General features: G+C 57.1%; 24 protein-coding genes and 1 pseudogene. 17 read left to right on the top strand and 8 right to left on the bottom strand.

Annotated elements, in window-relative coordinates:
* The first annotated feature begins 23 nt into the window (after window positions 1–23).
* The 6 genes from CLG94_RS13315 (at window position 24) to CLG94_RS08810 (ending at window position 4,822) form a co-directional block, all read left to right on the top strand.
* Window positions 24–194, top strand: a complete 171-nt coding sequence (locus CLG94_RS13315; protein WP_161954104.1) for a hypothetical protein — start codon at window positions 24–26, stop codon at window positions 192–194.
* A gap of 131 nt (window positions 195–325) precedes the next feature.
* Complete coding sequence (locus tag CLG94_RS08830; protein ID WP_107562696.1) at window positions 326–868, top strand: KdsC family phosphatase; 543 nt, start codon at window positions 326–328, stop codon at window positions 866–868.
* Between the two features lie 149 nt (window positions 869–1,017).
* Window positions 1,018–2,175: a methionine adenosyltransferase gene (gene metK, locus CLG94_RS08825; RefSeq protein WP_107562694.1), complete on the top strand. Its 1,158-nt coding sequence runs from the start codon at window positions 1,018–1,020 to the stop codon at window positions 2,173–2,175.
* Between the two features lie 7 nt (window positions 2,176–2,182).
* Window positions 2,183–2,857, top strand: coding sequence for an FKBP-type peptidyl-prolyl cis-trans isomerase (locus tag CLG94_RS08820; protein ID WP_107562693.1), 675 nt, complete (start codon window positions 2,183–2,185; stop codon window positions 2,855–2,857).
* Window positions 2,858–3,348: 491 nt separating this feature from the next.
* Complete coding sequence (locus CLG94_RS08815) at window positions 3,349–3,573, top strand: hypothetical protein (protein WP_107562691.1); 225 nt, start codon at window positions 3,349–3,351, stop codon at window positions 3,571–3,573.
* A gap of 19 nt (window positions 3,574–3,592) precedes the next feature.
* Entirely contained in the window at window positions 3,593–4,822 is a 1,230-nt protein-coding gene (locus CLG94_RS08810) for a hypothetical protein (RefSeq protein ID WP_107562689.1), read from the top strand.
* A gap of 565 nt (window positions 4,823–5,387) precedes the next feature.
* Here the strand turns inward: CLG94_RS08810 and ahcY are convergent.
* The 3 genes from ahcY to lptF all read right to left on the bottom strand — a co-directional run bounded on the left by ahcY (window position 5,388) and on the right by lptF (window position 9,876).
* Window positions 5,388–6,830: an adenosylhomocysteinase gene (gene ahcY, locus CLG94_RS08805; protein ID WP_107562687.1), complete on the bottom strand. Its 1,443-nt coding sequence runs from the start codon at window positions 6,828–6,830 to the stop codon at window positions 5,388–5,390.
* A gap of 219 nt (window positions 6,831–7,049) precedes the next feature.
* On the bottom strand, window positions 7,050–8,123 hold the full coding sequence (gene lptG, locus CLG94_RS08800; protein WP_107562685.1) for an LPS export ABC transporter permease LptG: 1,074 nt from the start codon (window positions 8,121–8,123) through the stop codon (window positions 7,050–7,052).
* A gap of 67 nt (window positions 8,124–8,190) precedes the next feature.
* Window positions 8,191–9,876 (bottom strand): LPS export ABC transporter permease LptF, encoded by a 1,686-nt coding sequence (gene lptF, locus CLG94_RS08795; RefSeq protein ID WP_161954103.1) that lies wholly within the window; start codon window positions 9,874–9,876, stop codon window positions 8,191–8,193.
* Between the two features lie 308 nt (window positions 9,877–10,184).
* On the opposite strand from lptF, the gene CLG94_RS08790 reads away from it, so the two are divergent.
* Together CLG94_RS08790 and CLG94_RS08785 are read left to right on the top strand one after the other, a co-directional pair.
* Complete coding sequence (locus CLG94_RS08790; protein WP_107562681.1) at window positions 10,185–11,150, top strand: CPBP family intramembrane glutamic endopeptidase; 966 nt, start codon at window positions 10,185–10,187, stop codon at window positions 11,148–11,150.
* A 135-nt stretch (window positions 11,151–11,285) separates the two neighbouring features.
* Window positions 11,286–12,974, top strand: coding sequence for a sialidase family protein (locus CLG94_RS08785; RefSeq protein ID WP_133174677.1), 1,689 nt, complete (start codon window positions 11,286–11,288; stop codon window positions 12,972–12,974).
* Here the strand turns inward: CLG94_RS08785 and CLG94_RS08780 are convergent.
* Complete coding sequence (locus CLG94_RS08780; protein WP_107562677.1) at window positions 12,971–13,411, bottom strand: hypothetical protein; 441 nt, start codon at window positions 13,409–13,411, stop codon at window positions 12,971–12,973. The genes CLG94_RS08785 and CLG94_RS08780 overlap by 4 nt on opposite strands.
* Before the next feature lie 193 nt (window positions 13,412–13,604).
* Here CLG94_RS08780 and CLG94_RS08775 point away from each other — a divergent pair, with 193 nt between their 5' ends.
* Complete coding sequence (locus CLG94_RS08775; protein ID WP_239993184.1) at window positions 13,605–16,115, top strand: DNA internalization-related competence protein ComEC/Rec2; 2,511 nt, start codon at window positions 13,605–13,607, stop codon at window positions 16,113–16,115.
* Window positions 16,116–17,104: 989 nt separating this feature from the next.
* Here CLG94_RS08775 and CLG94_RS13310 read toward each other — a convergent pair.
* Window positions 17,105–17,275, bottom strand: a complete 171-nt coding sequence (locus CLG94_RS13310; protein ID WP_161954102.1) for a hypothetical protein — start codon at window positions 17,273–17,275, stop codon at window positions 17,105–17,107.
* Here CLG94_RS13310 and CLG94_RS08760 point away from each other — a divergent pair.
* From CLG94_RS08760 to CLG94_RS08745, 4 genes are all read left to right on the top strand, one after another.
* A complete protein-coding gene (locus tag CLG94_RS08760) occupies window positions 17,274–17,612 on the top strand; it encodes a hypothetical protein (protein ID WP_107562673.1) in 339 nt (112 codons plus the stop codon). The two genes, CLG94_RS13310 and CLG94_RS08760, sit on opposite strands and share 2 nt — an antisense overlap.
* Window positions 17,593–18,132 carry a DUF6036 family nucleotidyltransferase gene (locus CLG94_RS08755; RefSeq protein ID WP_107562671.1) on the top strand — a complete coding sequence of 180 codons (540 nt, stop codon included), beginning with the start codon at window positions 17,593–17,595 and terminating at the stop codon, window positions 18,130–18,132. Before CLG94_RS08760 ends, CLG94_RS08755 begins: the two co-directional genes overlap by 20 nt.
* Window positions 18,133–18,437: 305 nt before the next feature.
* Window positions 18,438–18,668: a hypothetical protein gene (locus CLG94_RS08750; protein ID WP_107562670.1), complete on the top strand. Its 231-nt coding sequence runs from the start codon at window positions 18,438–18,440 to the stop codon at window positions 18,666–18,668.
* On the top strand, window positions 18,665–19,018 hold the full coding sequence (locus CLG94_RS08745) for a type II toxin-antitoxin system PemK/MazF family toxin (RefSeq protein WP_107562668.1): 354 nt from the start codon (window positions 18,665–18,667) through the stop codon (window positions 19,016–19,018). Before CLG94_RS08750 ends, CLG94_RS08745 begins: the two co-directional genes overlap by 4 nt.
* Window positions 19,019–19,311: 293 nt before the next feature.
* Here the strand turns inward: CLG94_RS08745 and CLG94_RS13115 are convergent, their stop codons facing one another.
* Window positions 19,312–19,725: a hypothetical protein gene (locus tag CLG94_RS13115; protein WP_153062394.1), complete on the bottom strand. Its 414-nt coding sequence runs from the start codon at window positions 19,723–19,725 to the stop codon at window positions 19,312–19,314.
* A 572-nt stretch (window positions 19,726–20,297) separates the two neighbouring features.
* Between CLG94_RS13115 and CLG94_RS08735 the strand changes: the two genes are divergently transcribed.
* The 4 genes and pseudogenes from CLG94_RS08735 to CLG94_RS08720 all read left to right on the top strand — a co-directional run.
* Window positions 20,298–23,072, top strand: coding sequence for a putative Ig domain-containing protein (locus CLG94_RS08735; protein ID WP_161954101.1), 2,775 nt, complete (start codon window positions 20,298–20,300; stop codon window positions 23,070–23,072).
* 380 nt (window positions 23,073–23,452) lie between these two features.
* The gene (locus CLG94_RS08730) at window positions 23,453–23,707 is read left to right on the top strand and encodes a type II toxin-antitoxin system HicA family toxin (RefSeq protein WP_107562663.1); all 255 of its coding nucleotides are present in this window, start codon (window positions 23,453–23,455) and stop codon (window positions 23,705–23,707) included.
* Window positions 23,704–23,916, top strand: a complete 213-nt coding sequence (locus CLG94_RS08725; RefSeq protein ID WP_107562661.1) for a type II toxin-antitoxin system HicB family antitoxin — start codon at window positions 23,704–23,706, stop codon at window positions 23,914–23,916. The genes CLG94_RS08730 and CLG94_RS08725 overlap by 4 nt, the downstream gene beginning before the upstream one ends.
* A gap of 57 nt (window positions 23,917–23,973) precedes the next feature.
* A pseudogene (locus CLG94_RS08720) lies at window positions 23,974–24,057 on the top strand (tRNA ligase subunit PheS family protein); the annotation flags it as partial.
* A gap of 227 nt (window positions 24,058–24,284) precedes the next feature.
* Here CLG94_RS08720 and CLG94_RS08715 read toward each other — a convergent pair.
* Window positions 24,285–24,701, bottom strand: a complete 417-nt coding sequence (locus tag CLG94_RS08715; protein WP_107562659.1) for a putative toxin-antitoxin system toxin component, PIN family — start codon at window positions 24,699–24,701, stop codon at window positions 24,285–24,287.
* The gene (locus CLG94_RS08710; RefSeq protein ID WP_107562657.1) at window positions 24,701–24,931 is read right to left on the bottom strand and encodes a CopG family ribbon-helix-helix protein; all 231 of its coding nucleotides are present in this window, start codon (window positions 24,929–24,931) and stop codon (window positions 24,701–24,703) included. Before CLG94_RS08710 ends, CLG94_RS08715 begins: the two co-directional genes overlap by 1 nt.
* Window positions 24,932–25,074 lie beyond the last annotated feature (143 nt).

The raw sequence follows: 25,074 nt of genomic DNA, 5'->3' as shown, positions 1-25,074 counted from the left end.
CTTTTAGACTGTAGGAACGCGCCATGCGAGATCATGCCAAGCTCAGAGCGTTTGAACTGGCCGATGAAGTGCGCCTTGATTCAGTCCGTGCGCAACGACTAACAGCCTTCAGCCTACAGCCTAAACACCTGAGTAGTTACGAAGCGATCGGCAATCGGCGCTCAGCCGAGCGTTGTCGGGTTACGCTACGCTAACCCGACCTACGGCTACGGCTCAGAACCCAGAGACGCAATAGATGCGATGACGCTTAGACAAAACAGGGGACGTACCAGAAGAGCCGATAGCTGACCGCTGAAAGCTGAACGCTATTTTCTAAGGAATGCCCATGTCTATTGATCTGAGGCTCCAGGAAAAGGCAAAGGCGATTCGTCTGCTTATCATGGATGTCGATGGCGTGCTTACCGACGGACAGGTCTTCTACAACGCGGCAGGGGTGGAGACCGAGGCTTTCTTCGTGAGAGACGGCCTGGGTCTTCGCATGGCCCAACGAGCGGGGTTGCTGACTGCGATCCTGACGGGACGTGTGTCTGGGGCGGTTACCCACCGCGCGAAGGAGTTGGGCATTCCTGAGATCCACCAGGGTATCCTGAACAAGCTCGAAGTCTACGAGATGCTCCTTCAGCGGTACGGTCTGACCGATGAGGCGGCGGCATACGTCGGTGACGATCTGAACGACCTCCTCGTGCTCGGTCGGGTCGGCCTCTCTGCGGCGCCGGCTGATGCCGCCCTGGAGGTGAGAGCAAGGGTCGCCTATGTGACCACGCAGGCCGGTGGCCGTGGCGCGGTCCGGGAGGTGATCGATCTGATCCTGAAGGCCCAGGGCCGATGGGAGGAGTTCATCGAAAGGCGAGGGTCGACTCCGAAGTAGGGGCGGCATGGCAGAGGCTTTTTCTTGACAAGCAGGAGAGGCGTGTTACAGTGACCGATCTGAACACCTATGCTTCGAGTTCTCCGTAGAATGTGACTCAAAACCCGAAACTCAAAACTCAAAACTTGGAAGGGGAGGAGGGTCGATTTATGCCCAAGCACTATCTGTTCACGTCGGAATCGGTGACTGAGGGTCACCCTGATAAAATTGCCGACCAGATCTCTGATGCCGTGCTTGACGCCATCTTCGCGCAGGACCCCTATGGCCGCGTGGCCTGCGAAACGCTGGTCACGACTGGCTTGGCCTTTGTGGCCGGGGAGATTTCCACCAAGTGTTATGTGGACATCCCAAAGGTAGTCCGCGAGACGATCCGGGACATTGGCTATACGAGGGCTAAATACGGCTTTGATTACGAGACCTGCGGCGTCATCAGCGCAATTCAGGAGCAGTCTCCCGATATCGCGCTGGGAGTTGACGTCCAGGGGGCGGGCGATCAGGGATTGATGTTCGGGTATGCCAGCGATGAGACCCCTGAGTTGATGCCGATTCCGATTATGATGGCCCACAAGCTCTGCAGGCGCCTGGCAGAGGTCCGTCGTACGGGGATCTTGGATTACCTTCGACCGGATGGCAAATCGCAGGTGACGGTCGAATACGTCGATGGGAAGCCGCATCGCATCGATACTGTGGTTATCTCCACTCAGCATAGCGCGGAGGTCCAGTTAAAGCAGATCCGAGAAGACGTCATTGAGCAGGTGATCCTCCCGGTCCTCCCCAGGGAGTTGGTGGACTTGGACCTGATTACCTACCACATCAATCCAACCGGCCGCTTTGTGATCGGCGGGCCCCACGGCGATACTGGGCTGACCGGCCGGAAGCTGATCGCGGACACCTATGGCGGAGTCGGGAGTCACGGAGGCGGCGCCTTCTCTGGTAAGGACCCGACGAAGGTGGATCGATCTGCGTCGTACAATGCCAGGTATATCGCGAAGAATTTCGTAGCGGCCGGCTTGGCCCAAAAGTGCGAGATTCAACTGGCCTACGCGATCGGCATCGCCGACCCAGTGTCGGTGTTGGTGGACACCAAGGGGACAGGGATGATCCCGGATGAAGAGTTGATGAAAATGGTCCGTCCCCACTTTGAGTTGACCCCGGCCGGGATGATCAAGGCTCTTGATCTTCGACGCCCAATTTATAAGCAGACTGCGGCCTATGGCCATTTCGGTCGCACAGAACCTGATTTCACGTGGGAGCGGACCGATAAGGCTGAGGATCTAAAAAAAGAGGCCGGCAGACTGGGAGCATAATTCCCTCATGCATCGAATCGTCGCGTGCATCGTCGCCCTCCTGATGACCGTCGGCGCGGCCGGCGTCGTCAGGGGCCAGGAGCTGAAGACTGAGGAGCAGAAGACATTTTACGCCCTAGGGCTCGCGCTCAGCCAGAGTCTCGGCTCGTTCAATCTCAGCGAGGCCGAGCTGGAGTTGGTGAAGTCAGGTCTCGCCGACGGGGTCCTGAATCGGACGCGGAAGGTCGAGCTGCTCGCGTACACTAGCAAGGTCCAGGAGTTGCAGGCGTCGCGTCAGGCCGCCACCGCTGCCGTCGAGAAGAAGCAGGGCCAGTCGTTCCTCGACAAGGCCGCCGCCGAGAAGGGGGTGACCAAGACGGCCTCGGGCGTGATCGTCACCACGCTCAAGCCTGGCACCGGACCCTCGCCCGCGGCCAGCGACACGGTGAAGGTGCACTACACTGGCACCCTGATCGACGGCACCGTCTTCGACAGCTCCGTGCAGCGTGGGCAACCGGCCACCTTCCCGCTCAACGGCGTGATCAAGTGCTGGACCGAAGGCGTTGCCACCATGAAGGTCGGCGGTAAGGCCAAGCTGGTCTGCCCTGCCGACGCGGCCTACGGCGTCCGGGGGTCGCCCCCGAAAATCAAGCCGGGCGCCACGCTGGTCTTCGAGGTGGAACTGCTGGAGATCGTGAAGTAACGCACCTGAGAGCTGCGCTGACTCCGCCCGCCAGGCCGTGCATGGCAAACTCCCCAAGGTCGCGCTCGGCGTCGAGGTCGAGGATGCGTGCCTGCACTGTTCCAAGGCTTTCCTCCGTTCGAGCCTGTGAGCCGCGTCAATCTAGTCGCTTCACCCCGCCTTCCGAGCCAGACATCCGCGCCCGCACGCGCTACCATACGTGCAAGCATCTCCTGTTCTGGCCATGTAGTTCGTACGGCTCGTCAACCTCTGCCTCGACAAGATGCGTACGCCCACTGCGCCACCCATTCCGGTCGTAAACCGGCCACCTCTTCCGATTGAGCTCGGCCAGGCGTTCCGATCGTGGTGTAGGTTTGTGGTTGTAACCTGCACTGCCAACTCCGCGGGTTGGCCCCCAAGACGGCTCATGCTTCCTTTGACACCCAAGTAAGCTACATGCTACAGTTGGCTACTTGGTTCTACCCTCTTTTGTCAAGGGTGAGGAGACAGACATGGCAAGTGGTGGGAACCTGCGCCTAGCCGGAACCGGCATCACGCCGAAGGCGAAGACCGCTATGGCCCTCTGGGGCATCATGACTCCTGAAGGGCCATACTGTTTTCAGAAGACGTCCGCCAATTCTCTGGACCGCGTGGCGAACAGGTTACGGGGGCTCTTCCGGCGGGATGCGAGCCAGATTATATTGCAATCTGGTCAAGTCTTGCGCCGGATTAGGTAGTTCTAACTAGGAGGAACTCATGGCGCAACAAAGCGGCATAACGCCTAAAGGGGAGGCTACCGATCCGGAGATAGCAACATTACGGCAAGACGGGGATAGCGATGTAACGCTGATATTGAAAAAAGGGAAGTTCGCGGAGTTTCTTTTTGGGTTTCTTGGTGCCAGAGAAACCTTGAGTAAGACATTCGATAATGATTTCATTGTACGAATCGAGGACTTGCTGCAGTTTCACCATCTGCTGGAACAAAAAATAGCTAAAGAACAGTTCATAATGACGTCGTTAGTAACAGCTGTCATACGTTATGATGACAACACCAACAGAACAATCAATACATTTGAAGCGATTGAAAAATATAGCGAGCACAGGGACATAGGGGTGCAATCGTTCGACATGTGCTGGAATTTTGTGTTTAAGACGCCAGACATGAACACTGTTCAACAACAAAAAGTATCGGTCTTTTTTGAAACGGCTAGATTGTTTTCGCGCGTGGGTTCTATTACGGTGAGAGTTGAACATACAAACCAGGTCTGGGCCGCAGAAGTATTGCGACTGTTTGAAGAGCACATAGGCAAAATAGTAATTCGCTACTCACTCGCGTACAAGACCCTACGATCTTTGAAGAGTTTTGGCATCTTGGATACTATTGCCGTTGCCTGCATCCTATTTATTATTGTTGGAGGCATTTACATGCTTATCCAAAAAAAGGACATGCTCAATCCGCTAAAAGTGCGAGATGAGTTTATTTTTGATGTTGCAGAAGTATTGATAGACAACAGGAGTGACCGAGATCCAAGTCTCCTTCTTCAGTTCTTTCTGCTTCGCGATTTGAAGTATGAGCCGAGAGCCATTATCTCGGGGCTCCAGGAAGCAGGACGCTTTAATTCAAAGTACCATGGAGTCATTGACAAGTGGGTGTCTGGCTACTATGACCGAGACGAAAAATCAGAAAAGCTCACCTACAATACGAAGGCGATGATTCAACAGATACAGGCAATGCAGAATATACATTGGGCGTACTCATACTTTAGGTTCGTACTTCTCTATCTGGTTGCCTATATGTTGACCGCACTGTACCTAAGAGTGTTTCGAATGCAAAGCATTCTCGCGTTGACAGCGAAAGGGAATAGGCAGATGGAGAAACAAGAGAAAGAGAAATCGATCATGATGCAATTCATATTCGGCATCTGTGCCTCTATCGTTGCGGCAATTATTTATGAATACACCATTAAACTGTTTCTCATCAACTAACCATTTGTATTGCAACGGTGCAGACGTCAGCGGTCTCTGGGAACGAATAGGATGAGACCAAGAATTACAGCCCAACAACTTGGCGCGCTAGCTCGTTACACTCGCGGCAGATCACGCCGTTAGGCGCCAGAGCGTAGGTGAACGGCGCTTGCGGGAATCCCCCGCGCCTGCCACCGTGTAGGGTGTAGATTACACCCCCGTAATCTTGAGTCTCCTGCATTGGTCACAGTGCCCTGTCTCCCCCCACGCTTGGTTCACTACCCTAAATCGAGGCGTCTTGGACCGGCATCCTGCTCGCGAGGCAACCGGCGATCATCGATCGGAATGGGTGGTGGATTTGATCGGAACGCATCCTCAAAAGAAGCACTGCTGAACCATGTATGGACCGAGCATGGACAGAGTTTGGACGCCGGCGACGGGTCGAGGGGAGCCAGACGGCTCACTTTTGAATAGCTTCGATCTGTAATCCCTCACGAGGGCTTGATCTAAAACCAACAAAAAATCCTATCCCCGAAAAGAGATAGGATTCAAAGGGCTAGAAGCCTAGCGGCAATCCAATTGCCGCTTAATAACGATAATGATCTGGCTTATAGGGACCATCCGGAGAGATTCCGATATATTTAGCCTGCTTGGGACTCAACCGGGTTAGTTTGATTCCCAGTTTTTCCAAATGCAGTCGAGCGACTTCCTCATCCAGCTTTTTAGGTAAGGTGTAAACACCTATGGGCCGCGGGTTGCTCCAAAGGTCGATTTGGGCCAAGGTTTGGTTAGTAAATGAATTCGACATGACGAAACTGGGATGACCCGTGGCACAACCCAGATTGACAAGACGTCCTTCTGCTAAAAGATAGAGGTTATTCCCATTTGGAAGGACATATTTATCCACCTGGGGCTTGATGTTGACGTGTTGCACACCCGGAAGGGATTTCAACCCGGCCACATCGATTTCGCTGTCGAAATGCCCGATGTTGCAAATGATACTTTCCCCTTTCATCGTCACCATGTGAGCCGCGGTAATGACATCCACGTTACCGGTAGCGGTTACAAAAATATTCCCCATCTTGGCGGCGTCTTCCATAACGGTGACTTCAAAGCCCTCCATCGCCGCTTGTAGGGCGTTGATGGGATCAATCTCAGTGACGATAACGCGGGCCCCGTAACTGCGCATACTATGCGCGCAACCCTTGCCCACATCTCCGTAGCCGGCCACGACCACCACTTTACCTGCGATCATCACATCGGTGGCGCGTTTGATGCCATCGGCCAATGATTCTCGGCATCCGTACAAATTATCGAACTTGCTCTTGGTGACACTGTCGTTCACATTAATGGCCGGCACCAAAAGTTCCCCTTTTTCCATCATCTGGTATAAACGATGGACGCCGGTGGTGGTTTCCTCCGAAACCCCTTTCCAGTCTTTGCTTATGCGGGTCCAAATACCCGGATAGGACTTCAAAGTGTTTTTCAACAAGTTGAGAATACAGCCTTCCTCTTCGTTCTCCGGTTTTCGATCCAGGAAAGACGCGTCTTTTTCGGCCTTGACTCCCCAATGAATGAGTAAGGTGGCATCGCCACCATCATCTACAATGAGCTGGGGTCCCAGGACCTCACCGTTTTTGCCAGGGTGAACCAGAGCTTTAAAAGTACAGTCCCAATATTCTTCCAAGGTTTCACCTTTCCAGGCGAATACGGGAACTCCAGCCACGGCAATGGCTGCCGCTGCATGGTCTTGGGTTGAAAAGATATTGCAAGAGGCCCAGCGAACATCCGCACCCAGGTCGACCAGGGTTTCGATCAACACGGCTGTTTGAATGGTCATATGCAGCGAACCGGTTACACGGACGCCTTTGAGAGATTTCAATTTCCCGTACTTCTCACGCACCGCCATCAGGCCGGGCATTTCTTTTTCAGCAATGTCAATTTCTTTGCGACCAAAATCGGCCAAGGACAAATCCGCCACCTTGAAATCAGGCGAAGAGGATAGATTTTTTTCTGCTAACGTCGGCATGTTCATTTCCTTTTTATAAAGAGTGCGAGGCGCCCCTTTTTTAGCCCTCACCGGCCGCGCGGAACGCGGTGAGGGGAATTTCATTTGCTTGATAAGGTATTGCTTCTGACGGGGAAGTATAAGCAGCAAAGGACTTGCAGGTCAAGGCAATATTGGCCACATAAAGGGCAGCGTTCAGCTGTTAGCGATCAGCTTTCAGCAGCTGAGAGCTGATCGCTATTAGCTCTTGATCGTGAGTACGGAGCTGAGACCGGCAGCGGTGAAGAGGGCGTTGGGAAGCCACGCCGCAACTATCGGGGGCAGGACGCCGCCTCGCCCGAGAGAAATACTGAGGGAGTTGAGGATCGAGTAACATACGGCTACCACCACGCAGGCGCCCGACCAGGCCATCACGCCTCGCTTGCCGGTACGGAGGGCGAATGCGATCCCGATGAGGGCCATCACGACACTCACGAATGCTGTAGAGCTCTTTGCAGCCAGGTCTACCTGATACCGCACAGAGTTCACCCCACTTTTGGCGAGCCGCTCGATATACTCCCGAAGCTCCGCAGAGCTCATCTCTTCAGGCTCCCGCACGACCTGGGCAAGATCCATGGGCGTTTCTTCGAGATCAATCGTAATGTTCGTAAACGGATCGACTTGATATCTCCCATCAGGCCTGGTCCAGGAGATTTCGCCATCCCGAAGCCACCACCGCCCGTCTTGCCATCGGGCCTCCTTTGCATCGACCCTTCTCAGTAGCCTGAAATCCGGTGAGAGTTCAAAGATGGTCAGCCCATGGATGTTACCCGATGCCACCTCCAGTAGCGAGATGTGCAAAAACCGGTTACCCTTGGCCCGGTACCAGATATCGTTGTCCCTGGTCCGCTGAAAGGGGGAGACCTTCTGCACCTTGACTCGATACGTGTTCAGCGCGCGTTCGTTCATTTGAGGGATTATCGACTCACCTAGGACCAGTGCCGCAAGGCTCACCACGAGGCCGAGGACCAAAAGCGGAGCTATGATGCGCAAGGAACCTAGATGACCCATCTTCATGGCGAGTAATTCGTTGTGCCGAACCATTCTCCCAAGGCTGAATAGGGCGGCGAGAAGCACCGCCACCGGCATGACCTGGAATCCGAACCATGGCAGCCTATGGACGTAGTACTGGAGAACCACCATACCGGAAACGTCGAGGAAGCGGGACAGGCGGTCGAACAGGTCAACGATAGCGGAGAGCGCGAGGAGGACTACCAGCGAGAAGACGAACGTCCCCAGAAACTCTCTCACAAGGTAACGATCCAGAATTCGCATGGCAGTATTCAGCGGCAATGTAGGGGCGCTGCTTGCTGCGCCCTTCTGGGCAGGGCAAGTCCTGCCCCTACGTTAGATACCTATCCGGTTTCGCGGTCTTCTGCTGTGAGATGGCCCGCGAAAGGAATACCATCAGAGTTCTAATAGCCGTTCGAAGCCTGGCGGGTAGAAAGGCCTCGCGGCCCTCCGCAAGAACCAAGCTGATTGCGATGATGCCTATGGTGAGGTTCGGGAACCATACGCCGAGGGCGGGCTCGATCTGCCCCCGGGATCCAAGGCTCTCGCCGGTTGCCAGCAAGATATAGTAGAACACGGCAATAGCCACGCTTAGGGCAAGGCTGACGCCGCGGCTCGCCTTCTTGATGCGAATCGCGAGCGGGGCGCCTATCGCGCTTAGGATGAGGCAGGCAATCGGGAGAGAGAATTTCTTGTGTAGCTCTACCTGCAGCGGCCAAGCAGCCTTGTCTCCGTCCTTTTCGAGCCGTGCAATCTGCGCTCGCAGCTCCCCGAGATTCATCTCTTTGCCTTGCTTTACTCGCCCCGCCGCCTCAGCGAGGGTGTCGCTAGCCGGGACCTGAAGATCGTAGGTTTCGAAATCGAGATTTCGATACCGGCCTGGATCGTCGCGGGAGCTGATATGGAGATTTCCATTCGACACTTGGAGCCCGATCAGTGTGTCTGCCTCACCATTCCTCGTGAGCAGTTTGCCTTCCTGAGCGATAATGAGATGCTGGTCGGTCTGGCTCCTGCGATCGATGACCAGGATGCCTTGAAACGTCCCGTCCTGTTTCTTCAAGTGATCTACGTAGATCGCAAGCCCCTGGTACTCGGTGTTGAATACCCCTTCCTCAAGTGACGTGAGCGCCTTCGTCTGGTAGAGTTGATGAATCAACGTCTTGGAGGCCCTTGTACTGTCGGGCTGAACAAGGGCACTGATCCAAAGGGTGGCGAGCGTGGCAACGATGCCGAAGAGAACCGCTGGCGCCATAAGGCGGTACAAACTGAGGCCGCTTGTTTTAAGTACTATCGCCTCCCCCTCGGACGAGACGCGGCCATACGTGGCCAGGACGGCTAACAACACGGACATTGGGATCGTCACCGTGAGAGAAAAGGGGAGGACGTAGAAGATGAGACGAAGTACGACCCAAACGGGAGCCCCCTTATTGATGATCAGATCCATTAAGCGCATCATCTGGTCCATCAGCAGCACGAAGGTAAAGGTCGCAAGTCCGAGTGCGAAGGAGGCTGCCATCTCTCTCAGCAGGTATCGATCGATCAGGGAGAAGGGGCGCAGCCGTCTGGTGAGAGCGATCGCCACATCGGCGCGACGTGGAGGTGAGGTCTTGGAGTCATCGAGGTCTTTAGTCAAGACCTGTCCTGAGCCTGGTCGAAGGGCCTGTCCTGAGTGGAGTCGAAGAGGCGGTAGCGACCGTAAATGCTTCAGGATCTCCTCCGGTCGATCGCCGTGCGATGCCAACTCGATAAGCTGGCGAAATGGCGAGAAAACAGCGCGACAACTAGAGCAGCGTACTACGTACAGCGTGATCGAAACCGCTCCGGAGTCGGTACGAAGAAGTTGATGGCGCCCCCCCCTCCGGGCGAAGCCCGTTCGGGCTCCGCAGCGGCAGGCCCATGGCGCTTCAGACGATCGTGGGTGCCCTCGAGGCCCTAGCGCATCATCCAGAACCCGCTCCTGGAGTTCCGCAATCTGCTCAGCCATCGCGATAGCTGCCGGTGATGTGTCGTGAGTCATGGGGAGTTCTTCCTGCATTAGAAACTACTCAGGTGGATAGGCTGAAGGCTGAAGGCTTTTAGGGGTAAGTCATGCGTGATCAAAGAAAACTCCGAAAAGATCTTGAATGGCTCGACTCGTGCCTTGCGAGATAATTTAGAACCTTCAGCCTTCAGCCTTCAGCCTAAACACCTTGAGTAGTTACCTGCATTAGAAGAATTGTAGTGAAGGGGCCTGGCCAAGTAAACAGAATTCGCTTGAAAGAGCCTCGGCGAGGCTGTTATAAAGGCGCGTATGTAGAGAGCGCTGAGACTATGGGAGGTTCCTGAATGGGGATCGCAGTGGTCATCATCGGCATCGTCATGCTGGCAGTGACGCTCATCGCGATGATGAAAAAATCAACTCGAGGAGGCCTAGGCGCTTGGCTTGCGGAAAAGCCTCTTCGCATCTGGTGGCTCCCATTTCTCATGCTGGCGTACTACAGCATAGTGAGCATAGCGGTCGATCAGTGGGGCTTCAATCAATTCGCACTGTTGGCGGCATATTTTGGAGTGCCGACATTGCTGCTCTACCTGACCGGACCAAAATCCGACGAGACATTCACCGGAAGAGACCTGGTGATTAATTTTGCCGTAGCGCTGTGGATCTGGTTGCTAATTGAGTTGAAGATTGTGGACACGAATTGGCTTCGGGTGCAAATCGGTAGCACCCGGCCCACCGCTCTGCCGTTAGGCGTGTACGCGGCTGTCATTTATACACTCATTGCCCTGTCGGGGTGGAGAAGATTTGATCTGAAGTGCGATCTATCTTTTAAAAAGTCCGATCTGCTCCCGACGGCAGCAACCTTCGGAGTTCTCAGCGTCACGCTGTTGTTGATTACGCTCTCTACCGGGCTGACCACATGGGGGATCGCCAAGGTGGTGAGCCCCAATCCTCTTGGTTTACCTATGGCCATGGCCATTCCAGTCGCGATATTAGTAGCTGTTCCGATGATCTTTGTCAGCATCGGAGTGGTCGAAGAAATACTGTTTCGCGGTGCGATTCAGAATCTTCTCCGGCATCGCCTTCATCCAATTGGGGCACTGGTTATTGCGTCTGTAGTGTTTGGACTGGCGCATGTGAATAAAAGGGCGTTAGGGTTTGACGTCCCGAACTGGCCGTACGCCGGGGTAGCCACTATTGCCGGATTAGGATATGGGTTTGTGTTTTGGAAGACGAACTCCATCATGGCATCTGCAACGCTCCACGCAATGGTAGACACGATGTGGGTCCTCTTTCTCAGGGGTGGTAAATGAGCAACCGGTGCTTGCAGGAAGCGAGGCGGTTGCCGTGGAGCGGGTGATTCGCGAGAGAATAAAAGGCGAGTGATCGATGGTTCCCAATATTGTTCAGTGGTAGATCTGAACATCGAAGAGGGAAAGGAGTCTGACGTGATGCATCGACGAGGGATGGGGATCATCGTTTTGGTGGGCAGTCTCGTTATCCTGAGCGAGAAGGTTACATGGGCCCAGGTTGGCCCGGAACGGTCGGCAGCCATGAAGCAGACGGTGGAACGAGTTAAGGCCTTCGCAGAACGCATGCCAGAATCTGCGCGAAGCATGCTCTCGAGTGGCGCTCTCAACCTGATTAATCTGGCGGAGCGGTGGGACCGGATCGAACCGTACCTGCGGCAAATGCGGCCAGCGTCCCGTCCCTCGGATCGACCGACCGTACCGCCTGACGTGGAAGAGGCTCTGGCTGGTCGGATCCTGTCACCCAAGCAGGTCTCGAACCCGGCTATTGATGTATTATCCTCCCGCTTCGCAGGGTTTACCCAGAGTGAGACCTCGACCGCATGGTGCGGGAACAATGTGGTGATCGGCTTTAATGACTCGGGGAGTTATCTGGAGACATACTTTTCACTCGCAGGATTGAGCTTCAATGGGGTCGCCCGCTCGACCAACAAAGGAAGATCGTTCACCGACTTGGGCTTCCTGAACCCCGGGCCGGTGGTCACCGACTTTCTAGCGGGAGACCCTGTTGTTGCGTGTAGCGATCCGAACACATTTTACTATGCATCGCTCTTCGACAGGGGGGCAACAAGTGACATCTCGGTCTCGAAGTCGATTGACGGTGGGGCGATCTTCGGTAACCCGATTTCAGCGGTCAGTAAAAGTATTGCCACACATTTTCTGGACAAAGAGTGGATAGCTGTAGACCCCACAAGCCCAAACCGACTCTTCGTCACCTATACAGACTTTGACCTCTCGGGCGCGGTGTGCGGATTTAACGCCGGTGACCCCATCTTGAGAACCGCCATCGAACTGGTCCGCTCTGTGGATGGAGGGGTAAGCTGGGGCCCTCCTGTGGTAATCAGTGAGGTCTGCGATCTTGCTGGCGTTCAGGGCTCACAGGTAGCGGTCGGGCCCGGCGGCGAGGTCTATGTTGCCTGGGAAGCGTTCGCGGCTTCAGGCGCGAGCGAGATCGACATCCGGAAGTCCACGGATAATGGTTCGACGTTCGGACCTTTGGTGAAGGTGAACGATATGATCTGTGCGGGAAGCTGCGCGCGTCTCCAGGGTAACTTTCGCTCATCTGAATTCCCCACACTGGCTGTAGACCGATCGGGTACCTCGACGAACGGCTATGTCTATATCGCCTGGAATGATGGTCGAAATCTAACGGTGCCAGATTTTTGGGTAGGGGCTTACGGGTATACCGACATCCTGTTCAGCCGCTCAACGGACGGCGGCGCTACATGGTTGCCTCCTGTTCGGGTCAATGACAACCCTGAACCATTGTCGTCCGGTCTGGGAACCGACCAGTATCAGCCGGGGATCGCCGTGGATAAAGCGGGGAAGATCGGTGTCTGTTTCTATGATCGACGTCGGGACCCCAGTAATTTTCTGATCGACTGGGAATGCGCCTCATCCAAGAATGCTGGGATCAGTTGGAAAAATAAGAAGATTACAAAGACCAATTTCCCGGCAGTTCCGAGCCAGGATCTGTTGCTGAATTCCAGATACATGGGGGACTACGACGGCCTGGCCAGTGATTTTACTAAAACGAACAGCGGTTTTATCGGTGCCTGGGGGGATAACTCCCTCGGTAACCCCGATATTAAGGCTGGGAAGTTTTAGGAGTTCGCTCGACAGGAGGCGATGACGGCCGCGAGGATACCAGCTTCAAGGTGGCCGGTTGAGGCAAGCGGCCACCATGGTGAAGGCCGCATAAGTCGCAGATCGCTCTCGTCGTATCCAAGGATTCTGGCTGCAGCTCGAACCCGGGTTCCTCCTTGCTCGCCTGGGGAAAGAGTAATGGTGAGCTGGTAAATGCCCTTCGTCCACCGGATTACCGCTCCCGCACGGTCGGTGACGGCAATCCGGTGGAGTATTTCCAGATCGACCGGCCGTAACCGTGTCATAATCACGCCCTGTTCTTCGTCAACACGGATGATCGACTCCCCTTGAGCGGTGACGACCGCCTGAATGCAACGAAAAGCAGACGGGAGGGGACGATCCAGATCGATCGTTAACTCGGTCGAGGCTAACGTTACAAGAAGAAGAAGTCCTATCATTTTACATGACCCTTCGACGTCGCGGTTGTGCAAGCCCTCTTTCTTTTCCTAAGGTTAATGCGTTCGGATTTTGAAGTCAAATCCGCCGGGTCCGGACTTCCCTGTTACTTGATAGCCATGTCGTGCGCTAAGATACTGTTTCTCTCGCTCATTTCTGTCGTTGTCTGAAGGAAAGACCAGGCTGAGGGGGAGCGTGGGTGAAACGGGACCGAGCACCGCATTAAGGGCGCAAGACGCCGAATGGCGACAGGAGATTGACGGCGTACGCCGTCCGCTTGTACCGCTGATCCTTGCGTTCCTCCTGGGGATCGTGGCGGCGCGCCTTCTGCAGCTTCCGACGCTCGTCTGGTTTCTCGCCGGACTCGTAGCCGCCGGCCTTACCCTGCTGAGTGCCGCGTATCACCGCCTTCGCGTTGCCGGCATCTTGCTTCTACTCTTGTTCTTCTCCCTTGGCGCGGGTCGCCTCGGGGTCGAGTCCCACCTTCTCCCTCCGCATCACATCGACCATCTGCCCGAAGAAGTTCTGGAGCAACCGCTTCTGATAGAGGGGGTTGTGGCCTCACCAAACGATCCCCTGGCCGGCGGCGACAGGGAGATCGAGAGCGAAGCGGGGCGAGTTCGGGTCCTTCTCGATCTGCGGACCATCTGGTTGGCGGGGCGGGAGATCGAGGTTACCGGACGCGTGCGCCTGACCCTGCTTCATCCCGAGTTCGTTCCTGCCTACGGGGAACGCATTCGCGGGCAGTTTAAGCTTCGCCAACCGCGAGGATACGGCAATCCCGGCGGGTTCGACTACCCGCTCTATCTCAGAAGTCAGGGTGTGACGCTTGAAGGGTGGGCGGGCAAAGGCGACACCATCGAGCGACGAGGAACAGGCGAGGGAAACCCGCTGCTCACCTGGGCCTATACCCTCCGCAACCGGATGATTCGTGCGGTGAACGGCCTGTTGCCGCCGGATCAGGCGTCCCTGCTCGTGGCCCTGACCCTCGGCGCACGTTCCGACATCCCGCGCCAGACCACCGAGGCGTTCCAAGCATCCGGCACGTATCACATCCTGGCCATCTCTGGCCTCAACGTGAGTATCCTCGCCGGCGCGCTGTTTTTTCTTTTGAAAGCCGTCCGTGTCCCGCTGCGCCCGAGCGCGTTGCTCTCAATGGGTCTCATCACCTTTTATGCTGCCCTGGCGGGCGGGAGCGTATCTGTGGTCAGGGCGGCAGTGATGGCTGACGTCTACCTGCTAGGGTTGGTCCTTGACCGGGAGGCTGATTCGTTCAATACCCTCGCCCTCTCCGCCCTAGGGCTTCTCCTTTGGCAACCGCTGTTCCTGTTCGATGTCGGGTTTCAGCTCACCTTTGTCGCCACCGGGGCGATCTTGGTTGCGGTCGATCGGGTGCCGTTGATTTCACTGCCGCCGCCATGGCGATGGGCTGTAACCCCCGTGGTATTGTCTGTTGCGGCCTTCTTCGGGACAGCCCCGATTCTCGCCTCGACCTTCTATCGGATCTCACCTGTCGGCATCCTGGCCAACCTTCCGATCGTGCCCCTGAGCGGGCTACTCACGGGGGCGGGAATGCTGTTTGCCGTGCTGGCGACGGTAATCCCACGATCCATCGGGTGGTTTGCCACACTCATAGGATTGCTGATCGATCTGCTGGTCAACCTCGCCGGCTGGTTTGCGCGCGTGCCGTTCGCGTCGGTGACGATCTTCCCCCCGTCCGTACCGATGGTCGTCTGCTACTACCTGGCCCTGGGCGCATGGATTGCGGTTGCATGGCGACGGTGGCTCCGGTGGATGGCGTGCGTAGCGACCCTCGCTCTCGCAATCCTGGTCAGCGCACGGATGTTTCCCATTTTTCAGAACGGCCAGGTACGAATGACGGTCCTCGACGTTGGGCAAGGCGACGGCATTGTCCTGGAGCTTCCCGGGAAGCGAACCATCCTGATCGACGGCGGTGGTCTATTCGACGATCGGTTCGATATCGGGGAGCAGGTGGTGGTCCCGTTCCTGCTCTCCCGTTGGATCGGCCGCGTGGATCTCATGGTCCTCACCCACCCACATGCGGATCACCTGAACGGCCTGCAAGCCGTCCTCCGCCGTTTTCCGGTCGGCCAGGTCTGGGATAGCGGCCAGCGAGCGGCCATGCCGGCATACCTCTGGCTCGAAGAGACGCTACGCTACAGGCGTATCCCCCACAAGATCCTGCACGACGGGTACCGGACGTCTGAGTTTGCTCCGGTACAGATCGCGGTGCTGCATCCTGCTAACCCGATGCCCCACGACTCGCCCCGTGGCCATTTTTCTGACGTGAACAGCAACTCGCTGGTCCTGACCGTACGGTACGGTAAGGCAACGCTGCTCTTGCCCGGTGATATTGAACAGGAGGCGGAAGGCCTGCTGCTTGAGCAGGGAGCGGATCTGCAGGCCCAGGTGCTGAAGGTACCGCACCACGGCGGCAGAACGAGCAGCAGTGAGCCGTTCCTCGCGAGAGTGCAACCGAAGATCGCTATAGTTTCTGCCGGCTACCGAAACCGCTTCCGGCATCCGCATCAGGAGACGTTAGACCGGTACCGTGCAACCGCCATCGACCTGTACAGAACCGACCGGGATGGCGCCGTCACCGTCACGAGTGATGGCAACACCGTCGAAGTGGCGACCTTTCGACAGCCCGGTCGGCAGCTATGGCAGGGTAGCCGGCAGCCGTAGGGGCGCCGCTTGCTGCGCCCGATATGAGGCATCTGGTCCATGGGGTGGACAGCGGGTGACTCCGCTTAATCTCGCCGTACGTCCTTGTACGGCTCGAATCGGCACTGACAGGCTGCGCTGTCCGTGCTTTGCCTGTCGGCGACGACGCATCGCCACCCGCCGCCGTCCACCCCCAGCCCTGCCCATACCCTCGCGGGCGTGACGCCTGTAGTGGCATCAGCGTAGGCCGGGTTAGCGCCGCATAACCCGACGATCTCAGATGGACTGGACGCTGACTGGGATCGTTCAAGGTTCAAACTAAGGCCATGGGATAGAGGGACAGACACTATTTATTGGGTTCCGTTCGTGGTCTTCCCTTCTGCACCACGTGTATGACTCGTCCAGTGTCCTGCGCACCTCCCAGATGAACCCGTCTCTTTGCAGTCGCTGCCCTGTCATCGTGTGCCTCCGATTCGCTGTCGTTTCGAAAGACCGCCTGGTGATCATTCCCGCGTTGCCTCACATGATACGGGTGGCCGGCTGCAACGGTTCGGATAATCCGTGGCATGCACGATCATGACCGCGAGCATCACGAATCGTCACGATAATAGTGTCTGTCCCTATTTTTCGCGGGGATCCTTAAAGACCTCTGAGGTCTCTCGCAATAGCCCGATTGTGGGCTTGCTTTACCCTTCTTCCGGAGGGTGTCTAGAGCGTAGCCCAACGGCATGTCGCGCTCCTGAAGGAAAATCCTGCACATCCTTCGCTGCACTTCAAAAAGGCTGGTAAGCTGTGGTCCGTGAGAGCTGGTCCTCATCATCGGGCGCTGGCGGTCGAGGACGGCGCGGATTTCATCTGGGTGTGGATCGGTGCTCACGATGAGTACGAGCGAATCATCAAGCAACAAAGCTAACTCAGCGCTTCAGACCAATCGTCCAAAGGTGATGGCTGACCGTGGTCGGTATGCCCCGTGCTGGCCGCGGGGTATTTTCGATTCGATTACCACGAACTCAGCTCGTGTTGCCATGCTCAAGTACGGCATCAAAGATCTCCGCCTCTTCCACGCTGACGACCTCCGCTTCCTCTGTCGGTTCACCTGCTACCCATCCTGACGACTCCGTCTGGCGAGTTGGTGAAAGAACTTGCCACACCTCCGCAGGACTTCTATACTCATTGTCCATGAGCCCATTAGCAGCTCCACGCGCGACGCCTCTTCTCAGATTACTGCCGGTCTATACTGGTGCGACTTCAATTGATGAAGCGCTTCAAGATCAGCGGGGGGTGCGCCTGCTCTGGCTCGAAGTGTTGGTCAATGACCGTCTTGACCTCACGCCGTGGTTGGAACGCCGCGAGGTCCAAGAGGCATACCAGAAAGCGTGTCGGTGGTACACCACCTACCGGAGCTTGATCGAGACCTTGCTCAGCCGTTCACCCCTCCCTGCTGATCCAGGCCCAGTCGATCCCCGCGAGTACCGTCTGTTTGCGGAGGCGATCCGATTTGTCGCGACTCACGACTGAGCGACTTTCAAAGCTGCTCGAAGAGTACGTACGCCAGACCGGCGTGTCTGTCGATCTCTTGCTGGTCGGCGGCCTTGCGCTGCAGGCATACGGCTATGCCGATCGCGCGACTCAGGACGTCGACGGCGAGGTGACGGGCGATCTCGAGCCCTTGGTTGAATTTCTCCGGCAGCACAATATCCCAGCCGACCTTGGAGAAAATATGTCCGGGTGGTCGGTTATCGCCATGCCTCCTGGATACCGTGATCGGACCTCGGTGATGTATGAGCAGCCCGGCCTTCGCGTGCGGCTCTTACATCCGACCGATTTTGTCATCGCGAAGCTACGGCGAGGAACAGAGCTCGATCTGGAGGACGCGGAATATGTCGTACGTCGCTTCGACCTTACCCCCGAAGCGGTTCAGGCGGCTGCAGCGGCCGCTCTTATGGCTTCGCCGAAAGATACAGCGCTCTTCCTCTTCCGCAAGACAGTCGAGATATTCTGTGCGCGACTGATCGGGCAGCCTAGAGATTCCTCGTAGATCTCCATCACCTCCAAGCGAGCCCGCCTAAAGCGCCCATCGATGGGGAGCTTTCAGTTATGACGGGGAGCCACTACTGTCCCAACGTTAGTAGTGTAAAATCAATTGGTTACCGTCATCCGCGTTCAGTGCCTGGGACATCGAGGCTCCTCCTCAGGGCCGAATGATAGGCTTCGGAAGAGGCGACCGTCAAAGGGAAAGGAAGACTATTTGTTGACGGCATCTCAACGGAAGCGGTATCGTAGAGAAGATGTCTGCACCGAATTCTAGACTTTACCATGCCATAGAGGCAGAGTGAGACGAGCATGACGACGATCCATGTCCAACATATCGGTGACAAGGCGGTGTTACCGCAGCAGGAGCTCAACCGGCTGATTGAGCTCGCACGGCGGTGGGAGGAGATTATGGTGCAGACGCCAGACGATGATGTGCCGACTGTGGACATCATGCGCCTAGTGGAACAGGGAAGAGCGTTTGACTTCTGGAAAGAGGAGGGAGAAGAGATCTACTCGGCAGGTGACGGTGAGCCAGTGTGATACCCCTGACCCTCTCTCGTGGTGACGTTGTCCTGACGCGATTTCCGTTCACCGATCTGATGGGCTCCTCACTCCGACCTGCCGTCGTTGTGTCTCAAGGCCAGGTTGGCCAGGACATAGTGCTCGTAGCGGTTTCGAGCGTCGTGCGCGGGTCGCTTGTGCCCACCGATTACTCCATTGATATCACACACCCGGAATTTGCCCTTACAGGTCTGCGTGTGACATCGGTCTTACGGATGCACAAGTTGGCTGCCGTGGAACGTTCAGTTGTCGTCCGTCGTCTGGGGCGCCTCGGCCCACGGTTACAAGCGGAAGTAGACAGACTGCTGTGTGCGGTTCTGGGACTATAAGGACTCGTCGCGGCTCGACCTAACAACGCACTAAACGGAGGGGGCAGAGCAGCATTGCAGCCCTGTGGTGCAGGCGTAGGCCTGGGGTAGTTTCGTCCCCGCTGCGTGGTACGGGCGTGTGTGCCGGGCATGGCACAGAACTGACGGGGCGCAAGTCCCCGTGCCAGGTGTTCGCGGAGCCGAAGGCGAGGAGAAGCGTAAGAGCCTGCCATGAGCTTGCCGAAGGGGCGTCGCCGCTGGGCGTGGTCTGCAAGAAGCGTGGAGCAAAGACGCTCGACGCCCTTCATCTCGGCTCAGCGCGTCCGTTCCAGGCGGTGACCGGGAGTCGGATCCCGTTTATCACAGCAGATATACGACAGCGAGATGCGGCACGTCGGCTCGATCTCACAGTCGTATGGATTGGATCGGCTCAGCCATGCGCGAATTGATGGCATATCCGGCTGATCTCCGCCTCTTCCACGCCAACGACCTGCGCTTCCTCCGCCAGTTCCCCTGAGAATCATCTGCTTTCCCTCTTTCTTCGCTCCCAGCGATAACCGCGTACACCCTTCGTCCTCGTTTGTCATTGCATCGAAAGTCCCCCTCACGCCGTCATTGCGAGGGAGCGTAGCGACCGAAGCAATCTCGCACTGCAAGTGCGGTGGGATTGCCGCGCTCCCGTTGGGCGCTCGCAATACCCCATGCGCCGGCGGCACGCTCATGGGCATGAAAGGCCTCACCTTCTCCCTCACCCTCCCCTTGTAGGGGCAGGCCTTGTGCCTGCCCAGATCGGGCGACCACAAGGGTCGCTCCTACGCTGAGGGCGGGGGACTTTCGGAGCAATGACGAGCCAGTGAGTTGTACGGTCTCGGTACAAACTTTCATACCCATCTGCCTGTGCGTGCCCACACGTAGACGGTGGGCACGCCGCCGATGCTATCTCACCAGCCCTGCAAGTATAGAGTATTCTGGCACTCAGGCAGTCACGCTTGCCTAGAGCCTATGTAATGGTTCATGGTCAGAGCACTTCTGCTTTACTGGGGTCAAGATGGAATGTATTTCCCTTCGTATCTCGCTTGTTCATCTACATTCGGTGAGCCTCAGCATTTTGTCCTTGACGGACAGGGGGGGGGAACACTGTAGTCGCGTTTTAGGAAGGAAGCGGGGAATCGACCGAACGGAAGACGTCAAAAAGGGGAGGCCAGCGATGACCCGAGGACACCTGAAGCTGCAGACAAGCAAATTTCTGCATCTTTTATTGTTTGGTTTGATTCTTCTTAGTCCTACCGTAAGACCATCCTTGGCAGCCGCTACTACGCCTCCATCGATCAGCACCCTCTCGCCCACCAGCGGCTCGACTGACGGCGGGAACACCGTGACGATTGACGGCACAGATTTGCAGTTTGCCACGTCGGTGACGTTTGGGGGAACGGCAGCGACCTTTGGATACAACAGCATGACCGGCAAATTACAGCCCGTCGCTCCCGCGCATGCAGCAGGTGCCGTCAATGTCAGCGTGACCACCCCGGGCGGCACCGCGACCAAAACAAACGGCTACACCTACGTCACTACGGTGACTACCGGCAACCTTGCTGTTACCGTCAAGCGTAGCGACACGAGCGCGCTGCTCTCCGGGGCCACGGTGACGCTGAGCGGGGGGCCGAGCACGCCCTCCCAGACGACCGGGGGGGACGGGACGACGACTTTCTCGAACCTTGCGGTCGGGAACTACATCGTGACGGCGAGCCTCGCAGAGTACCAGACAAACAACGCCCCGGCGACGGTCATCGCGAACACGCCACCGGTATCCATCAGTCTGACGCCCTCGCAGGAGCTGACGCCGCCGCCGCAACAGCCGAAGCCCCCGGTGGACCCGCCGGTCACCCTCACGCTAGAGGGCAAGGCCGTCGTGATCACCCACGGCTGGAACTCGGATGCCTCTAGCTGGGTGAAGGAAATGGCCGAGGCTATCTGTAAGGAGCTCGGATTGGCCGACCCCCCCACCTGGTCAGTCAAGGAGAACGATTCAGCCATAGTGTGTCAGGTCAACGGCTGGGATGTCTGGGTGTATGACTGGCGTTTAAACGCTGAGGCCTGGCTAGGCTGGGAGTTTGTGGGAGGAGGAATCAGACTCCCTTCTTATGCCAAATCTAACGCCGGGTTGCTTGGTTCGAAGTTGGCCATCGCCCTAAACAAGGGGGCTTACCAACACATCCATTTTATCGCTCATAGCGCCGGGGCCAACCTGATCGAGGAGGCATCACGTTGGATGAGGGTGTACAGACCGACGCGGACGATCCACGAGACGTTCCTGGATGCGTACGATGATGCGGGGGAGGTGTCGTCGTATGGTCATTGGGCTAATTGGGCGGATAACTATGTTGATACACGCAATACATCACCGCTCGGTATAGGAGATGGAACCAAGCTATTTCTCAAGGAAGCCTACAACATCGATGTCACGCCACGCGGGATCGATGCGAGGATAATCCAAAACCAAGACTGCGGTAGCCTACTAATATTGTGGGAGTTTTCGGTTTGCCGCCACGATCGGCCGTTCCGGTTCTATGGGGAGTCGATCTCTGGCGATGGATACCTGGGGGACGGCATTGGCAAAGCATACGATCCGATCAACGGTACCGCCGGGAAGGGCTACCCGCTATCCGTGGAAAACCGTTACACTCTGGATAGTTATCCGCGCACCGATGACAACCCTGCCCCTGGCACTTTGAATCATATCCTTCAGCTGAACACGCAATGCATAATGCAGGACGGAATCTGTTATCCAGACGCTCTCCCGCCGGGCATGTGGTCCACCCAGATTCTGGTGCCTTCGTACGTAGAAGTTACGCAACAGGTTGCAACGTTTTACGTAGAGTCCGTTAAGGGAGCGACTAACTCCCTGTACAGCTCGATCAAAATGGGGTGGTCCTTAGCCACGGGCCTTGTCCTGCAACAGACGCTCGCAGTGCGTGAGAGCGCCACCTCCGGGACTGCGACCGATTATCTCATAGTGGACGTCACGACTACGACACCGGCCAACACCCTGCGCTTCAACTGGAGCTTCGCCGTTGGGGGCGAGGGGCTGCTCCGGGTGTTCGTGGGCGGCAACCTGGTGCGCGAGATCGACCAGCGCTACGTGACGCCGTCCTCACCGGAAACGGAGGAGATCTACATCGGCAGCGTCGAGGGCCCCCTCCCACCGGGGACCCACCGCATTACCTTCCGCCTCGATGGCTTCGGTGCCAGCGCCAACGGGGTAGAGTTGACCGACGTGGATCTGGGGCTGCGGGCGGCGGTGAGCCCGACCCTCACCGTGACCAAGGCAGGCACGGGGACCGGCACCGTGACCAGCGCCCCAGCAGGGATCGATTGCGGCGCGGACTGCAGTGAGAGTTACGCTAGTGGCACGCCGGTCAGCCTCACCGCGATCCCCGATCCCCTCTCCATCTTCGTCGGCTGGGGTGGGAACTGCGCCGCCGATGGGACCGTCACTCTGGATGCGGCCAAAACCTGTACGGCCACCTTCACGGCCACCGTCATTGGACCGCTGACCATCTCGACTACCTCCCCGCCCGCAGGAGAGCAGGGAGCCGCCTACGGGTATGCGTTGCTGGCGGAAGGCGGAACGCCCCCTTACACCTGGAGCCTGGGTGGGGGCAAGAAGAACAAGCTGCCTCAGGGCCTCACGCTGACTTCGGACGGTATCCTCACCGGGGTTCCGACGAAGGCCAAGACCGCGACCTTTACCGTCCAGGTGACGGATGCGACATATGCCTTAGCGACGAAGAATCTCTCTCTCCAGATCGTCAAGAGTGTGAAGATCAAGACCAAAAAACTGAGAGGGGGTACAGTTGGGATACCGTACTCATCCACGCTGAAGACGAAGGGTGGGATCGCGCCCCTTGCCTTCAGTGTGGTCGGTGGGGCGCTTCCACCGGGCCTCACCCTTGATCCGGGTACTGGACAGGTCTCCGGGACACCCGCGGCTGCCGGTGCCTTCGACTTTGTTGCACAGGTGACTTCGAGCGGCGGCTCCAGTCATCAGAAGAACATTCGAATCAAGATGAAGTAGGGCGATTACCTGAGAAAGGAGGCGAATCCACAGAGGGTTTATTCCCCGTGGCTTGCCGCGAGTTCGTCATACCCGGCGGACCCCGGATCGGAGTCCGGGGCAGGCGCCGGTATCCAGAGGGTCCGACTAGATTCCCCCGTATCAAGTACGGGGCAGGCTTGTCAAGCACGGAATGACGGGTCAGAACAGAAGACGATACCCCGCGGCTTGCTGCGGGGTAGTTCATTTCAGGTCATCAAAGCTATCTCGGCCTCTGCGTAGTGTCAGCGTGTGGTAGGGCTCTTTGGCTGAGGGGCCGTTTGCTGGTGTCCGCTCGTGCGCCGCTTAGCCCTGTCGTCATATGGATCGACAACAGATTGCGATCAGCGTAGAATGCCTCCATGAGCATGGAAAAGGCGCTGGAGCGCGTTCTCAGCCGAGCTTCCGACGCGAACATTCGGTTTGACGATCTGTGCCAGTTGCTCAGGAGCCTCGGTTTTGAGATGCGAGTACGCGGCGGTCATCACATCTTTCGCAAAGCAGGAGTAGAGGAGAAGATCAACCTCCAGCGGGAGGGAAGTGAGGCAAAGCCATACCAGGTGTGTCAGGTGCGGGCCGTGATCCTGAAGTATCGGCTTGGAGGGCAGGAGCCATGAACAAGTACGAAGTGATCATCTACTGGAGTGAAGAGGATCAGGTATTTGTCGCAGAGGTGCCCGAATTGCCGGGCTGTTCGGCGCATGGGGCGACGCACGAGGCCGCACTGGCCAATGCTCAAGACGCCATCTGCCTCTGGATTGACACGGCCACAGAATTCGGTGATCCTATTCCCGTCCCGAAAGGACGGCGACTGATCTTCGCCTAGTCTCTGGCGGGACCATCCAATTCTCAATTCCGGTCAATTCTAGAGACGCAATACCGGCGCGTCGCCATGCTCAAGTACAGTATCGACGATATCCGCCTCTTCCACGGCAACGACCTGCGCTTCCTCCGCCAGTTCCCCTGAGACGCATCTGCTTCCGTTAGTGCTTCTACTCTCCTTTCCCCCTGGTGGGGGCCATTTCGGATGGGGAAGCAGAGCGAGGAGGCGATGTCGGTGGCGGAGATTCTGGAGCAGGAGAGCGATGCGACGGTCCACTGCTCGCTGGATCGTGGGAGGCTAGGGCGGCTGGGGAGCCGGCGGGGGCGAAGAGGTGGGCCAGGACGAGGCGCTCCTCTGTCCTTGGATCTCACTCAACCGCCGAGATCTCTGGCTCCGTAGGCTCCTATAAATTCTCTAGAGTTTACGATGGGGATACCCCGAAACGTCTTCAGTTGTCGGAGATGCCGATCGCCGGTAATTACACAATCAGCGTTAGCCTCTACGGCGCACTCCAGGATACGGTTGTCCGGTTCATCCTCGGTGATGAGGTGGATTGCCTCGCGAGGATGGATGAGCTGCGCAAGCTCCTGGATGGCGGTAGTGGCCTCGCGGATGTTCCTGGCGGACCAGTAGAATTTCCGGAGCAGAACCTCCTCGATCTCTTCGAGGATCGAAGGGGAAATGAAGAGCTGGATGGTCCTGGCCCTCCCGAGTCCTAAGATCTCCTCGGATGTGCCGCCGAAGTTGAGGGCAAAGATGTAAACATCGGTGTCGGCTACCGCCCGCACTACCGGCCTTTCCGATACTCCGCAATGAGACGCTCAACGTCAGTCTCTTTAGCGCCGAGCTTATGCGCCTGTTGGGCGCCGTACCCGCGAAGCGCTGCCCACCGCTGTTCCTGGAGGTACCGTCGGAGCGCTTCGCGGAAGAGCTCGCTCTTAGTTCTCCCCTCCTTCTTTGCGAAACGCTCAGCCTCTTGGAGCATGGCAGGTGGGAGCGAGAGGGAGGTGAGTTGCATGTCAAACGAGCGTCGCCCAGCCTCAGGACGTTAAATAGGGACAGACACTATTTATTGAGATCCTTTCTTGGTCTTCCCCTCTGTAACACGCGTATTACTTGTCCCAGCCAGGGCGTAGGTCGGGTTAGCGCAGCGTAACCCGA

The organism is Candidatus Methylomirabilis limnetica (assembly GCF_003044035.1).
Classification (GTDB): domain Bacteria; phylum Methylomirabilota; class Methylomirabilia; order Methylomirabilales; family Methylomirabilaceae; genus Methylomirabilis; species Methylomirabilis limnetica.
The sequence above is the reverse complement of the archived record's forward strand: the minus strand, read 5'-3'. Positions and strand labels throughout refer to the sequence as shown.